Below are 14574 nucleotides of genomic sequence, written 5' to 3' on the forward strand. Positions count from 1 at the left end.
TTTACTCCATATTGGGAAGTTTTCCACCGATTAGTTCAGGATTAAGCTCCAAAATATTTTCTAAAAAAGCTTTTAGATCATCTTTATAATTGTTCACGTATCCTAAAAATTCAATTGAAGGAATTGCTTTTATTGCAATAGGAGCCTTTACAATACCAAGTTCTTCAATGGTTTTTCCGTAGTTTAGATTTGTGCTTGAAAGCGGACTATTTACAAGTTCAACAATTTTATTTTGATAGTCTTTAACAAAAGCGTCCATTTCATCTTTTTTACTTTCATATATATCAGTTTTTGCAACAATAACAGATGTAATTATATTTGGAAGTTCTTTTTCTTTCCAACTTTCTCTTAAGTCGATTGCCTTTACAAGATTTTCGTTTTTGGTAAGAATTGCTGTAGCAAAGGGTTCAGGTAAAAGTGCCACAGAGTTTTCATCTTTTAAAAGCATTGGTACAGCTTCTGTAGGGTCTTTAACGAAATTTAAGTTTACTTCATCTAAAATTCCATAAGACGCTAAAAGATTTTTTATTATAACTTCAGGGACAGCTCCTTTTCCAGTTAAAGCAATTGTTTTTCCACTAAGCTCTTCAATAGAATTTATTTCATGTTGACCTACTAAACTAAGAGCCATTCCAACATTAGCTGATAAAAGTTTTAAATTACCATCTTTATTTTGAAGTTTTGCATACAGGTTTGAAGGTATTAAAAATATATCAGCTTCATCTTTTTGTATAGCTGTCATTTGCTCTTCAATACTTCCTTTGATTGAAATATTATAACCATCCTTCTTTAAAGGTGCTAAGGACATGCCAGTAGGTCCTTTCATGGAAGAAATAACCAAATCTTTTGAATTAGCTTGTTCCGCGATATTTTCAGTTTGAGTGATAAAATCTGTTTCCTTTTTATTTTTATTATTTGCTTCTTTACTTGCACATGAAGTTAGTACCAGTGTAAGTAATAATAAAATACTAATTATTTTCTTCTTCATTGAAATCTCCTTTTGAAATTTTATTGACATAATAAATCATAGCATAAAAATATGTTTTTGTGATTATTTTAATATATTTCAACCTTAAGGATTAAAAAAGTTGAAAATATTTTCCTCAGGATGAATTTTCTTTGATAATATGTTAAACTATTATGGAAAATATAAATAGGGGGAAAAAATGGCCTTTTGCTTAGAAAAAGATAGAGACAAATTTGATAATTTTGTTCAGTTTATTGAAGACCATAAGGATGAGCCAGGCGCTGTAATGCCAGTGCTACAAGAAGCACAAAGAGTGTTTGGATATATTCCAGAGCCTATAGTTGATCTTATGGCATTGAAGCTTAATAAACATTCAAGCGAAATCTATGGGGTAGCTACATTCTATTCACAATTTACCTTTGAACCTAAGGGTAAACACGAAATATGTGTGTGTTTAGGTACTGCTTGCTATGTTAAAGGAGCTGATAGACTGCTTGAAGATTTCTGTGATGCTCTTGAAGTAAAACCAGGACAGACCACAGATGATGGAGAGTTTTCAGTAATTGAAACAAGATGTGTTGGAGAATGTGGCATAGCACCAGTAGTAACAGTAGATGGAGAAAATATAGGACGTGTAAAGCCTGATATGATCCATAAGATTATATATGATGCTAAAGGAGGCGACAGTGAATAAAGAACAACTTTTAAATATAAAAGAAAAAACTTATCCACTGCTTTTAGATAGACTTAAATCAGAAGGATATATTATAGATGGAGAAAACATTTGCCCAAAAGGGAAATTTTACGAAAGTCAAACAAGGATAGTTTTAAGAAACTGTGATGTAATAAACCCTGAATCTATTGAAGAGTATATAGCAAGGGATGGTTATTTAGCACTTGAGAAATCCCTACATAGTGTTTCTCGACAAGAAGTAATAGACATAATTAAAGATTCAGGTCTTAGAGGTAGAGGAGGGGCAGGTTTCCCAACTGGTATAAAATGGGAGTCCGCTTTTGTTCAAGAAGCAGATCAAAAATATGTTATTTGTAATGCTGATGAGGGAGACCCAGGTGCGTTCATGGATAGATCTGTGTTAGAAAAAGATCCACATGCAGTTCTTGAGGGCATGGCAATATGTGGTAGAGCAATAGGAGCGTCAAAGGGATTTATCTACGTTAGAGCTGAGTATCCAAAAGCTGTAAAAAGTCTTATGAATGCAATAGAAGAAGCTGAAAAGTTAAATCTTTTAGGTGACAACATAATGGGTACAGACTTCTCTTTTAGCATAAGTTTAAGACTTGGTGCAGGAGCCTTTGTATGTGGTGAGGGGACTGCACTTATGGAATCTATAGAAGGCAAGAGAGGAATGCCGAGAAACAAGGAATTTAGAACTACTACAAGAGGACTTTGGGGTAAGCCAACAGTAATAAATAATGTTGAAACATTTGCAAATATCGCACAGATTTTAAATAAAGGCAGCGACTGGTTTAAGTCAATTGGGACTGAGAAATCAACAGGTACAAAAGTATTTGCCCTTGTTGGAAAGATAAATAACTCTGGGCTTGTTGAAGTACCAATGGGAACAACTATAAGAGAAATAGTTTATGAAATTGGTGAGGGTATACAAGATGGAAAGAAAGCAAAAGCTGTTCAAACTGGTGGACCTTCAGGAGGTTGTATACCTACAAGACTTTTTGATACTGGCTGTGATTTTGAATCACTAAAAGCGATAGGTTCTATAATGGGTTCAGGCGGTATGGTTGTTATGGACGAAGATGACTGTATGGTTGATGTTTCAAGATTCTTCTTGGAGTTTTCTGTAGATGAGTCATGCGGAAAATGTACACCATGTAGAATAGGAAACAAGAGACTTCTTGAAATGCTTGATGATATAACTAAGGGAAGAGCAACAGAAGAAACTATAAAAAAACTTGAAGAATTATCAGAGATAGTTGCCGCAACAAGTCTTTGTGGTCTTGGTCAATCAAGTCCAAATCCAATACTTTCAACATTAAAGTACTTCCCAGAAGAGTACTATGCTCATGTGGGCGAAAACAAAACATGTCCTGCAAAGAAATGTAAAGGAGTTTTAAAGTATATTATTACTGAAAAATGTATTGGATGTACAAAATGTGCAAGAAACTGTCCTGTTAGCTGTATTTCAGGAGAAGTTAGAAAACAACATGTCATTGATCAGGATAAATGTATTAAATGTGGTCAATGTAAGGATGCGTGTCCAGTTGGAACTATTATTTTAGCTTAGGAGGGAAAATGGTAAATATTAGAATAAATGGAGTAGAAATGGCGGTTGAAAAAAACACTACCATATTAGAGGCTGCAAACACCATTGGTATAAAAATACCTACACTTTGCCATTTGAATCTTCATGATATAAAATTTGTAAATAAACTTGCAAGCTGTAGGGTTTGTATGGTGGAGGACTTACGGAATGGTAAGCTTCTTCCAGCATGTGCAACTCCAGTTAAAGAGGGAATGGATATTAACACTGACAGTGTTAAAGCTGTTAAGGCGAGAAGGGCAATTGTAGAGCTTTTACTTTCAGATCACCCTAATAGCTGTTTAACATGTGCTAAAAATTTAGATTGTCAATTACAGGCAATAGCAAGGGACTTAAACGTAAGAGACATTCCTTACAAGGGAGAAAAAAGAGAACTTCCAATAGATGACAGCTCCTTATCATTAGTTAGAGATGCTAACAAATGTATCCTATGTAGAAGATGCGAAACAATGTGTAATGAAGTTCAAACAGTTGGAGCCCTGGCAGAAGTAGGAAGAGGATTTGACACATACGTTGGAAGTACATTTGAAAGATCAATGTATGAAACCACTTGTACTTTCTGTGGGCAATGTCTATCAGTATGTCCTACTGGAGCACTAACAGAGGTTTCAAATGTAGATAAAGTATGGGACTTACTTCACTCTGACAAGGTGGTTGTAGTTCAAACTGCACCAGCAGTTAGAGTTGCCCTTGGAGAATCCTTTGGTTTAGAACCAGGAACCGTTGTTACAGGTAAAATGGTAAATGCTCTTAGAAGACTTGGATTTAAAAAGGTGTTTGACACAAACTTTGCAGCAGACCTTACAATAATGGAAGAGTCAAATGAGTTTGTTGAAAGATTAAAAGGAAATGGAAAACTTCCTATACTAACATCATGTTGCCCTGGTTGGGTAAACTTTATGGAACAACAATTTAGCGACATGATTGATATCCCAAGTACTTGCAAGAGTCCTCATGAGATGTTTGGAGCAGTTGCAAAGTCATATCTATGTGAGAAGATGGGTATAGAACCTAAAGACTTGGTTGTAGTTTCTGTTATGCCATGTATTGCAAAGAAGTTTGAAGCTGCAAGGCCAGAACTTGAATCAGAAGGAATCTCAGATGTAGATGTGGTTATTACAACAAGAGAGCTTGCTTCAATGATTAAAGAAGCTGGAATAAATTTCCTTGAGCTTGAAGAAGAAGACTTTGATGATCCACTGGGAGAATCAACTGGAGCAGGAGCAATCTTTGGAGCAACAGGAGGAGTTATAGAAGCTACTGTAAGAACTGCATATGAAAAAATTACAGGAGAAGAACTTGGAAATCTTGAATTCACAGACCTTAGAGGTCTTACTGGAATAAAAGAAACTCAAGTTGAAATAGATGGAAAAACTATTAGAATAGCAGTTGCAAATGGTCTTGGCAACACAAGGAGATTACTTGAAAAGGTAAAAAGTGGCGAAGAAGAATTTCATGCCATAGAAGTAATGGCTTGTCCAGGAGGCTGCATAGGTGGAGGAGGACAGCCATATCACCATGGTGACCTTTCCATACTTAGAAGAAGAGCAGAGGGAATTTACTCAATAGATAAAAATAAGAAAAAGAGGAAATCCCATGAGAACGAAAAAGTACAAAAACTTTATGATGAGTTCTTTGGTGGAGTTGCAAGCCCACTTGCACATGAATTACTGCATACTTCATATGAAAAAAGACCTAAATTATAATTACAAGAGGGATAAGTGCAATGCTTATCTCTTTTTTAATTACGTTTATTTTGAAAAAACACATCAAGATGTTATAATTTTAGTATTACGATTAGTGATAGAAGGTGAAATATGAGAAAAATATGGGGAAAGTTCATCTTAGGACTTGCAGATGTGCTTGACTTTCTAATAGGTGGATTAATAAAAATTCTTCAGGCTATTGTGGATGTTATATCTGGACTTGGAAAGAGCGTGCTTGGCATATTGGCAGTTTTAGCTTGTTCTGGATTTGTATTCTTTTTACCAATTTTGATTATCTATCTTCCAGCTTTTTTATTGGTGTTTATATTTTTTATAGTAATACCATTACTTGGAAGAAAATTTATTAGTTACTTAGAATTTTTACATTATTCTGCAGTTGAGTACTTAAGAAACTATGGAGATTACTTAATTAACAATAGAGAAAATTATAAAAGTTATCAAGAGTTTAAAAAGGCTTACAGAGATAAAAAAGAGGAAGAAGAGAGAAAGAGAAAAGAACAAGAGAGAGCTCAAAATGAATTTTGGGAAGAAGTATTTAGAAACTTCTCTCAAGGATCAGGAACATATTATAGGACATATAGAACTGGTCAACAAAGCTCAAGCGGTTATGGTGGATACTATCAAAATCAAAGCCAAAACTATTCCAACCCTCTTGAAGATTTCAAAAAGAAATATGAAAATAGTTGTGCTATTTTAGAGGTGCCTGTTAACACAAATGCATATGAAGTGAAGACAGCCTATAGAAAAATGGCCAAGAAGTATCATCCGGATATTAATAAAAGTGAGTCTGCAACAGAGATGTTTCAAAAGGTAAACGAAGCCTATGAATTTCTAACTGAAGAGAATATAAAAAGATACAATCAATATACAAACTAATATTGTAATTTGAAAAGACATGACTGTAAAGTGATGTCTTTTTTATATGATAATTAAACTTTACAACAATAAATAATTATTAATAAAAGGTGAGTAGGGAAAAAATAAACCTCTAATTTTAGCTAATCAGAAAAATACATTAAATTGTGATAATGAATAATAATTTATTTTATCATGAAAAAAATGTTAAAAAAACGAAACAATTAAGAAATTTTTTTGAAAAAGAAAACGATTTGAATTTAACATATTCATTCTCAAGGTATATTATTAATTATGAGGAGGTAAGGGATGAATGAATTTATAGAAAAAATTGTCGAACTTGATGAAATGACTTCATCTCTAAAGGAAGAGTATAGGTTAAAGGAACAAGAACTCAGACAAGGTTTTAATCAATCAAAAACTAAGTTTGAAAAAGAACTTGAAGAGAAGTTTGATGATAGAGTTCGTACATTTGAAAAGCAAGCAAAAAGTGATTATAATTCTAAGGAAAAAGAGATTAAAAGCAATTTAGATAAGAAGCTGAACCTTATTATGGAAAGATATAGCTTAGAAAAACCAGGGATAATAGATTATTTAACGAAAATGGTTTTGGAAGGTGATTTCAAAGATGGCAGGGGCTAAAGACTTTTCTGCTGTTAACACCAAAATATCGGGGATGGGTAAAAATTTATTTAATACTTCTGATTATAATTATATTATGAGTTTGTCACAAAAGGATATATTAAACTTTCTAATGGAGAAAGAATTTATTAAAGCCACAGATTTTCAAGATTTGGATTATCTATCTGTTCACCTGAAGAGGATTCTAATTGAAAAAATGGAGGCTTTAAGTAATTTTATGGCAAAGGACTATAAAATTCTTATGGACTTAATTATTGACAGATATAAAATAGATGATGTTAAGAAAGCTATAAGAAATATTTACAATGGAAACACTGGTTTTAATAAAGAAAATTTTGTTATTGAAGAAGATTTTTATAATTCTGTTAATTCAGGTGTGAATATTTCTGATTTTATAAAAACGTTAAGTAAAGAAAGATATTATGATTATATAAGAAATTATAGTGATAAGGTCGGCAGTGAAATTCTATTTTACTTGGAGATGTCACTTGATAGATTTCATTATTCAGATATCTATAAATATTGTGAAAAGCTTGATAGAAAGAGTAAAAAAAAGGCAAAAGAACTCTTTGGAACGATAATAGATTTAAAGAATGTCACTTGGATATACAGAGCAAAGAAATACTATGATGTAGATGATACCTTAATATATAATTATAGTATTTTTAGAGGGTTGAAGTTTGGTATTGATGATCTGTTAAAAATGTCAAAGATGGACTTTGATTCTTTTATGAATTTTATTAAAAATACCGAGTATAGTGTAAAATTTTTTGGTGACGGAGACAAGGATATAGACATGAGTCTTACAAATGATATATTTTTATACTCAAAATTTAAGGATTATTTTAAGAGTATGGAATTTAACATGGGTAAGGTTTTGGGATATATCTTGATTTATGAATTTCAAATCAAAGATATTATGGTGATAATGCAGGGAAAAGAAATGAAGATGAATAAAGAAAGTATAAAAGATTACTTGATTTGTTATGAAGAAAGGAGGTTTTAATGAAATCTCAAAGAATGTACATGATGAATTTAATTGGACAGATTGAAGATATGGAAAATATCTTAAGTGATATTGTGGATTCAAAAACTACAGAAATAATAGATACATCTGAACTAATTGAAAATAGTCAATTTATGTTTCCAATAAGTAGTGAAAATGTAAGTATGGCTATTGATTCTAATTACATCAAGAAATATCATGGTGATTTAAATGTAAATGAAGAGAGAGAAAAACTTGAAAACTTTTCAAATCATTTAAATATAGATTTAAAAAAGAATAAATTTTCAAAAAACTTTACTTCACCAATTTCACAATTAGATTTTGAAAATCTAAATAGTGAAATGGAAAACATTGATGATATTAGAGAAAAATTACAGGAAAAAAACAGGGACATGGATATTTTTAATATGTTTGGGAATATAAATGTTTCCATGTCAAAACTGTTGAAACTTGAGAATTTCAATTTTAAATTTGGAATATTGTCAAAGGAAGACAGGCTTAGGATAAAGAAAAATTACGAAAATATATTTGCGGCAATTTTTCATATGGGGACTTTAAAAGAAGGGGAAGTTTATTTTATTATCTATCCTGGTGATATGGAGGTAGATATAAGTAGAGTTTTAAGATCTCTAAATTTCCATGAAATAAAAATACCTGAGGGATTTGAGAAAAAACCTTCTGAGATAACTGAAAGGTTGACTCAGGAGATAAAGGAACTTGAAGAGAAATTAGAAAAAAGTAAAAAATTTATTGATGAATATAAGAAGGATAATGAAGAGGGCATAGCTCAAATTCTAAAGGATAAATATAATAAGTTAAATCTTGAAGATACAAAGACTTCCTTGGCAGTTTCAAGTAGATATTTCTATTTGGCTGGGTGGATTTCAAAAGAGGACAGCACAAAGATTTATAATGCCTTAACTGATAAGTATAAGGTTGATATAACTTTTCACGAAGTTGAAGACTATGACATAAAACCACCTACAAAGTTAAAGAACAACAGCGTTTTTAAACCCTTTGAACTGCTTGTAAAGATGTATGGGGTTCCTAACTATGAAGAGATTGATCCTACACCTTTCTTTGCAATAACCTATATGCTATTGTTTGGTTCAATGTTTGGAGATGTTGGGCAAGGACTTTTCTTTGCAATAGCTGGAATATTAGTTGGAAAGTTTATAAATAAGGATTTTGGTGGACTTGTTACAAGACTTGGAGTGAGTTCAACAATCTTTGGATTTTTATATGGGTCTGTCTTTGGGCTTGAAACTGTGATACAGCCGATTTTATTCAATCCATATGAAAATATTAATACCATTCTTATAATGGCAATAGCACTTGGAGTAATCTTACTAATAATGAGTTACTCTTTGGGAGTTACAAATTATATAAGGACAAAAAACTTTGAAGAACTTTACTTTGGAGAAAAAGGAATTGCAGGATTTTTACTATATATATCAATTTTAGGAATTGCAAGCACAAAACTATTTGATTTGAATAGTATAATATTTGATATCTTTTTGATAATAGCCATATTATGTATTTTATCAATGATTTTCAAAAAGGTTTTATATCAAAAGTTTGTATTAAAGCAAAAGACTGCTTTACCAAATGGATATTTTATAGAATCCAGTTTTTCAATTGTTGAAACTATAATTTCAATATTTTCAGGAACAATTTCCTTTATAAGAGTTGGAGCTTTTGCAATAAACCATGTTGGTCTATTCTTAGCTTTTTCAACAATTGGGAATATGATTGGTACAAAGACAGGATCAATCGTAATGATAATTATAGGAAATATAGTAATACTTGGACTTGAAGGTTTAATAGTATTTATTCAATCACTAAGACTTGAATATTACGAAATGTTTAGCAAATACTACATTGGAGACGGAAGAGAATTTATTCCGGACAAAAATATATTTTAGGGGGAAAAAATGAAATTAATTTTAGGATTATCAATAATCGTGGTCTTAACCACAATCGCATCAGGATTTTATTTAAAAAACAATAATAGAGACAACTCAAAGAGAAAGTTAAAGAGAACTTTAGGCGTTAATTTGTTAAGCTTTATTCCATTAATACTTATGGCACTTATCATAATTTCACCAAATTCATCTTTAGCAGCAACCTCAGCAGAAAACTCAGCTAATGGACTTGGAATGTTGGCGGCAGCTCTTTCAACAGGAATGGCAACAATAGGTACAGGTTATGCAGTTGGGGTTGTAGGTTCTGCAGCACTTGGTGCGGTTTCTGAAGATGATACACTTCTTGGAAAAACACTTATCTATGTTGGTCTTGCAGAAGGTATCGCAATCTACGGCCTTGTAATTTCCATCATGATTCTTGGAAGATTATAATGTATTCCTACCTTATATCAAATGACGAAAGCATTGTTCAAGGATTAAAACTTTCAGGAATTAGGGGGACATTCAGTAAGGACAGAGAAAAATTAATAAGTATTTTTAAAAAGACTTTGAAAGATGAAAAAATTGGAACTGTTATCTTAACTGAAGATGTATCTGAAATCGTGCATGATTTGCTTATTGAACATAGGAAGAAGCGTAAAGCAAAACCTTTGATTGTTATAATCCCAGGACAAGGCGGATTAAAAGATAAGGATTTTATATTAAAATCTGTTAAAGAGTCCTTAGGCGTAAAGATTGATTAGGTGATAATATGATTTTACTTGAAAATAAATATGAGTTATTTAAAAAAGTAACTTACGACAAAAAGAAAGAAGAACTGGAAGAACATTATCAAAAACTCTATTCAAAATTACAAGAAGACTTTGATAATTTTAAAGAGGAAAAAGAGAATCTATTTGATTTACAAGTGGCTAAAAAAGAAAGAGACATCACTAAAGAAATAAATGAAAAAATTCAGATTCAAGAAAACAAGAGTAGGGAAGAGATTCTTAAATTTAGAGAGAGAATGATTGAAGATATCAATAAAGATATTTTAGAAAAGTACAAATCCTATGTTTCAGATGAAAGTTATGCTGTAAGTTTAAAAGAGAATGTTATGCCATTTTACAACAATCCAGATTTTGTAATAGGATTAACTTCAAATGATGCAAAGAGACTTTCTCTTGATGAATCGAAGATTAAAATTTTAAAAGATGATGTTATAGGTGGATATACTTTAGAAAACATAAGAGAAAACAGCATTGAAGATAATACAATTAGTGAATTTGTAAAGAACAATAGAAAGACTATTGGTTTTATCATTCAAGATTTCATAAACAAAGTGGGAGGTAAGGTAGATGGAGAATAATGCAATTGTAACATCTATAAACGGACCAGTTATAAATGCAAATAACATGTCAAACTTCCAAGCAAAAGAGATGGTTTTAGTAGGTCCAAAAAAGTTGATAGGAGAAGTAATCTCCCTTGACGATGATGAGGGAACCATACAGGTTTATGAAGATACACAAGGTCTAAGTGCTGGGGACGAAGTTGTTCATACCAATATGCCACTTTCAGTTAAGTTAGGTCCAGGGCTTATAGGAAATATGTTTGACGGAATTGAAAGGCCCTTAAAGGTTATTGAAGAAAAATATGGAGAGTTTATACCAGAGGGAATTGGCCTTATGTCCCTTGATGAAGAAAAACTTTGGGATGTGGATGTCATTGTTAAAGAAGGTGATCTAATCTCCCAAGGAGAAGTTGTTGCAACCATTAAAGAAACCGAAGCAATAACCCATAAAATTTTAGTTCCATACGGAGTTAAGGGAAGAGTTGTAGATGTAAAGCCATCTGGAAAATACAATATAAACGAAGTTATTTTAAAGATTGAAGACGAAAGTGGAGAGCTTCATGAAGTAAAGTTATACCAAGAGTGGCCAATAAAATTTCCAAGACCAATTAAAGAAAGACTTGAAGTTTCAAAATTACTAAAAACAGGACAAAGAATTTTAGACGTGTTCTTTCCAGTGGCAAAGGGAGGTACAGTTGCAATTCCAGGAGGATTTGGTACAGGAAAGACCATGACACAACATCAATTCGCAAGGTATTGTGATGCGGATATAATTGTTTATATCGGCTGTGGTGAAAGAGGAAATGAAATGACGGAAGTTTTGGAAGACTTTCCAAAGCTTATAGACCCAAACACAGGCAGACCTCTTATGGAGAGAACTGTTTTAATAGCAAATACCTCAAACATGCCAGTAGCTGCAAGGGAAGCTTCAATTTATACTGGAATCACAATTGCAGAATACTTTAGAGACATGGGCTATGATGTTGCAATAATGGCAGACTCAACTTCAAGATGGGCAGAAGCCCTTAGAGAGATTTCAGGTAGACTTGAAGAAATGCCGGCAGAAGAAGGTTTCCCTCCATATTTGCCATCAAGAATTGCTGGATTTTACGAAAGAGCAGGATATGTAAAGACACTGGGAAATGAGTTAGGATCTGTAACCATAATCGGTGCAGTTTCGCCTCAAGGAGGAGATTTTTCAGAACCTGTTACTGAGAATACAAAGAGATATGTAAATGTATTTTTAGGACTTGATAAAGAGCTTGCCTATGCAAGACATTACCCTGCCATTAACTGGTTGACTTCGTATTCAAAATACAGTGACGAACTCAAAGAGGATTATGTTGAGTTAATTGGAAAAGATGTGGTCACTTTGAAAAATAAAATGATGAAGATATTATTTGAAGAAGATAAGCTTCAAGAGATTGTAATGCTTATAGGTGAAGATGTTCTACCAGATGACCAAAGGCTTACTCTATTTGTTGCTAAGATGATAAAAGTAGGATTTTTACAACAAAATGCCTTTAATAAAATAGATTCCTATGTACCTTTGTTGAAACAGTACAAGATGCTTGAAGTAATAAAAGAATTTTACGACCTTGGTCTTGAAGCTGTAAAGAAGAACATTCCTATAAATGAAATTACATCTTCGACAGTTTATACAAAGATAGTTGGAATGAAGTACAACATCGAAAACGACAAGCTTGAAAAGATAGATGAATTGAAAGAAGAAATAGAACAGTTTTTTGAAAATCTGGAAAGCAGATACAACGAAGGAGGCTTAGATGATTAAAAAATACATTAAAGCTTCAAAGATAAAGAGTTCATTAATTAAAATAGAAAATGTTAAGAATATGTTTTATGGCGAACTTGTAAAGGTTGAGTTTGAAGATAAGACTTACCTTGGACAGGTTTTAGCCATAAGAGGAGAAACGGCTCAAATTCAAGTATTTGGTGACTTAACAGGAATGTCTTCAAACAACACAGAAGTTTCCTTTACAACAAAACCATTTGAACTTCCACTATCAAAGGATATACTTGGCAGAAAGTTTAATGGAATAGGCGAGCCGATAGATGGTCTTGGAGACATCTACTCTAAAAAGTTATATAACATCAATGGTAGACCTATGAACCCGGTGGCAAGAGTATACCCAAGAAACTTTATTCAAACTGGAATTTCCACAATAGATTGTTTGACAACACTTATAAGGGGACAAAAACTTCCAATATTTTCTGAAAACGGTCTTGATCACAACAAGCTTGCCTCACAAATCATAAGACAGGCAAAGGTAGTTAGTGGCGATGATAACGAAGATGAAGATTTTTGTATAGTGTTTGCAGCTATAGGTGTAAAGCACGACGAAGGAATTTATTTTGAAAATGAATTTAGAAACTCTGGAGTAATTGGAAATGTAGTAATGTTTTTAAATTATGCAGACGATCCAATTATGGAAAGACTTATTGTACCAAAGTGTGCACTTACAGCGGCAGAGTACCTTGCTTTTGAAGAAAACAAACATGTTCTTGTGCTTATGACAGACATCACTTCATATGGAGAGGCACTTAGAGAAGTATCTTCACTTAGAGAAGAAGTACCAAGTAGAAAGGGATACCCTGGTTACATGTATTCAGACCTTGCCAGTCTATATGAAAGGGCGGGCATGTTGAAAGGCCATAAGGGTTCACTTACTCTCATTCCAATTCTTACAATGCCAAATGGGGACATAACTCATCCAATCCCTGATTTAACAGGTTATATTACAGAGGGACAAATAGCATTGGACCCACAACTTACTTTTAAAGATGTATATCCACCAATAAATGTACTTCCTTCACTATCAAGACTTATGAAGGACGGTATTGGTGAAGGCTATACAAGAGAAGATCATCAAGATGTTGCAAACCAACTCTTTGCATCTTATTCAAAAGTCCAAGAAGTAAGAGACCTTGCTCAAATACTTGGGGAGGATGACTTACAAGATTCTGACAAAAAGATTTTAAAATTTGGAGAAGAGTTTGAAGAGAGATTTGTTAAGCAAGATCCATATGAAAACAGAAGTATTATAGAAACTTTGGACCTTGCATGGGAGCTTATGAAAATTTTACCCGATGACCAACTTGATAGACTTGATCCAAAATTAAAAGAAAAGTATCTAAAAAGGTGATATAAATGGCTAAAAACAACATGGCATATACCAAGGGCAACTTAATTAAATTAAAAAAGTCCCTAAACTTTGCCAAAAAAGGATACAATCTTTTAGACAGAAAGAGAGTGGTCTTAATAAAGGAAATGATGACCTTAGTCGATGAAGCGAAGGAAGTTCAAAAAAATATTGAAGAGCAATTCTCAAAAGCTTACGAACTTTTAAATCAAGTTAATCTTGTACTCGGCAAAGAAAACTTGGATAATATCATTGACGCCATATCTTTAGAAAAAGATTACGACATCTTGTATAAGTCTGTAATGGGGGCAACAGTTCCAAAGATAATACTTGATAAAGACGATAAAAAAACTCCACTAAGCTTTGGTATTCATGACACTTACGCAGGCTTTGATAGACTTTTAATAGAATTTAAAAAGCTTAGAATATTAATTTATAAACTTACTGAAATTGAAAATGCAGTATACAACTTAGCTAATGAAATAAATAAGACACAAAAAAGAGCCAACGCACTGGACAAGATTCAAATACCAAAACTACAAAAGAATATAAAAAAACTTGAAGAGATATTGGAAGAAAAAGATATAGAAGAGTTCTTCCGATTAAAAAAAGTTAAATCTAAAAAATAAGAGAAACCTTCATAAAAAGAGGGTTTCTTTTT

At 32.5% G+C, this 14574-nt stretch carries 14 protein-coding genes; 13 read left to right on the forward strand and 1 reads right to left on the reverse strand.

Annotation, left to right across the window (positions count from 1 at the left end; all coding sequences use genetic code 11):
- Window position 1 precedes the first annotated feature (1 nt).
- Window positions 2-988: an ABC transporter substrate-binding protein gene (locus tag BN2746_RS06630; protein ID WP_055079000.1), complete on the reverse strand. Its 987-nt coding sequence runs from the start codon at window positions 986-988 to the stop codon at window positions 2-4.
- 178 nt (window positions 989-1166) lie between these two features.
- On the opposite strand from BN2746_RS06630, the gene BN2746_RS06635 reads away from it, so the two are divergent.
- The 13 genes from BN2746_RS06635 (at window position 1167) to BN2746_RS06695 (ending at window position 14542) form a co-directional block, all read left to right on the forward strand.
- The gene (locus BN2746_RS06635; protein WP_055079001.1) at window positions 1167-1661 is read left to right on the forward strand and encodes an NADH-quinone oxidoreductase subunit NuoE family protein; all 495 of its coding nucleotides are present in this window, start codon (window positions 1167-1169) and stop codon (window positions 1659-1661) included.
- Entirely contained in the window at window positions 1654-3231 is a 1578-nt protein-coding gene (locus tag BN2746_RS06640) for an NADH-ubiquinone oxidoreductase-F iron-sulfur binding region domain-containing protein (protein WP_055079002.1), read from the forward strand. The genes BN2746_RS06635 and BN2746_RS06640 overlap by 8 nt, the downstream gene beginning before the upstream one ends.
- An 8-nt stretch (window positions 3232-3239) precedes the next feature.
- The gene (locus tag BN2746_RS06645) at window positions 3240-4973 is read left to right on the forward strand and encodes an NADH-dependent [FeFe] hydrogenase, group A6 (protein WP_055079003.1); all 1734 of its coding nucleotides are present in this window, start codon (window positions 3240-3242) and stop codon (window positions 4971-4973) included.
- A 111-nt stretch (window positions 4974-5084) separates the two neighbouring features.
- Complete coding sequence (locus BN2746_RS06650) at window positions 5085-5870, forward strand: DnaJ domain-containing protein (RefSeq protein ID WP_055079004.1); 786 nt, start codon at window positions 5085-5087, stop codon at window positions 5868-5870.
- A gap of 288 nt (window positions 5871-6158) precedes the next feature.
- The gene (locus tag BN2746_RS06655) at window positions 6159-6491 is read left to right on the forward strand and encodes a hypothetical protein (protein WP_055079005.1); all 333 of its coding nucleotides are present in this window, start codon (window positions 6159-6161) and stop codon (window positions 6489-6491) included.
- Complete coding sequence (locus tag BN2746_RS06660; RefSeq protein ID WP_055079006.1) at window positions 6478-7497, forward strand: V-type ATPase subunit; 1020 nt, start codon at window positions 6478-6480, stop codon at window positions 7495-7497. Before BN2746_RS06655 ends, BN2746_RS06660 begins: the two co-directional genes overlap by 14 nt.
- Complete coding sequence (locus tag BN2746_RS06665) at window positions 7497-9422, forward strand: V-type ATP synthase subunit I (RefSeq protein ID WP_055079007.1); 1926 nt, start codon at window positions 7497-7499, stop codon at window positions 9420-9422. The genes BN2746_RS06660 and BN2746_RS06665 overlap by 1 nt, the downstream gene beginning before the upstream one ends.
- Before the next feature lie 9 nt (window positions 9423-9431).
- Window positions 9432-9854: an ATP synthase subunit C gene (locus tag BN2746_RS06670; RefSeq protein WP_055079008.1), complete on the forward strand. Its 423-nt coding sequence runs from the start codon at window positions 9432-9434 to the stop codon at window positions 9852-9854.
- The gene (locus tag BN2746_RS06675; RefSeq protein ID WP_055079009.1) at window positions 9854-10165 is read left to right on the forward strand and encodes a V-type ATP synthase subunit F; all 312 of its coding nucleotides are present in this window, start codon (window positions 9854-9856) and stop codon (window positions 10163-10165) included. The genes BN2746_RS06670 and BN2746_RS06675 overlap by 1 nt, the downstream gene beginning before the upstream one ends.
- Window positions 10166-10173: 8 nt before the next feature.
- Entirely contained in the window at window positions 10174-10770 is a 597-nt protein-coding gene (locus BN2746_RS06680; protein WP_055079010.1) for a hypothetical protein, read from the forward strand.
- Window positions 10760-12544: a V-type ATP synthase subunit A gene (locus BN2746_RS06685; protein WP_055079011.1), complete on the forward strand. Its 1785-nt coding sequence runs from the start codon at window positions 10760-10762 to the stop codon at window positions 12542-12544. The genes BN2746_RS06680 and BN2746_RS06685 overlap by 11 nt, the downstream gene beginning before the upstream one ends.
- Window positions 12537-13916 carry a V-type ATP synthase subunit B gene (locus BN2746_RS06690; RefSeq protein ID WP_055079012.1) on the forward strand — a complete coding sequence of 460 codons (1380 nt, stop codon included), beginning with the start codon at window positions 12537-12539 and terminating at the stop codon, window positions 13914-13916. Before BN2746_RS06685 ends, BN2746_RS06690 begins: the two co-directional genes overlap by 8 nt.
- A 5-nt stretch (window positions 13917-13921) precedes the next feature.
- Window positions 13922-14542 carry a V-type ATP synthase subunit D gene (locus tag BN2746_RS06695; protein ID WP_055079013.1) on the forward strand — a complete coding sequence of 207 codons (621 nt, stop codon included), beginning with the start codon at window positions 13922-13924 and terminating at the stop codon, window positions 14540-14542.
- The last annotated feature ends 32 nt before the right edge of the window (window positions 14543-14574 follow it).

This window comes from Lagierella massiliensis (genome assembly GCF_001407835.1).
GTDB lineage: Bacteria > Bacillota > Clostridia > Tissierellales > Peptoniphilaceae > Mediannikoviicoccus > Mediannikoviicoccus massiliensis.

Bases quoted from the DNA above. Each gene is read 5' to 3' on its own strand.
- BN2746_RS06630 (WP_055079000.1), bottom strand. From the start codon at position 988: ATGAAGAAGAAAATAATTAGTATTTTATTATTACTTACACTGGTACTA.
- BN2746_RS06635 (WP_055079001.1), top strand. From the start codon at position 1,167: ATGGCCTTTTGCTTAGAAAAAGATAGAGACAAATTTGATAATTTTGTT.
- BN2746_RS06645 (WP_055079003.1), top strand. From the start codon at position 3,240: ATGGTAAATATTAGAATAAATGGAGTAGAAATGGCGGTTGAAAAAAAC.
- BN2746_RS06650 (WP_055079004.1), top strand. From the start codon at position 5,085: ATGAGAAAAATATGGGGAAAGTTCATCTTAGGACTTGCAGATGTGCTT.
- BN2746_RS06655 (WP_055079005.1), top strand. From the start codon at position 6,159: ATGAATGAATTTATAGAAAAAATTGTCGAACTTGATGAAATGACTTCA.
- BN2746_RS06660 (WP_055079006.1), top strand. From the start codon at position 6,478: ATGGCAGGGGCTAAAGACTTTTCTGCTGTTAACACCAAAATATCGGGG.
- BN2746_RS06665 (WP_055079007.1), top strand. From the start codon at position 7,497: ATGAAATCTCAAAGAATGTACATGATGAATTTAATTGGACAGATTGAA.
- BN2746_RS06670 (WP_055079008.1), top strand. From the start codon at position 9,432: ATGAAATTAATTTTAGGATTATCAATAATCGTGGTCTTAACCACAATC.
- BN2746_RS06675 (WP_055079009.1), top strand. From the start codon at position 9,854: ATGTATTCCTACCTTATATCAAATGACGAAAGCATTGTTCAAGGATTA.
- BN2746_RS06680 (WP_055079010.1), top strand. From the start codon at position 10,174: ATGATTTTACTTGAAAATAAATATGAGTTATTTAAAAAAGTAACTTAC.
- BN2746_RS06685 (WP_055079011.1), top strand. From the start codon at position 10,760: ATGGAGAATAATGCAATTGTAACATCTATAAACGGACCAGTTATAAAT.
- BN2746_RS06690 (WP_055079012.1), top strand. From the start codon at position 12,537: ATGATTAAAAAATACATTAAAGCTTCAAAGATAAAGAGTTCATTAATT.
- BN2746_RS06695 (WP_055079013.1), top strand. From the start codon at position 13,922: ATGGCTAAAAACAACATGGCATATACCAAGGGCAACTTAATTAAATTA.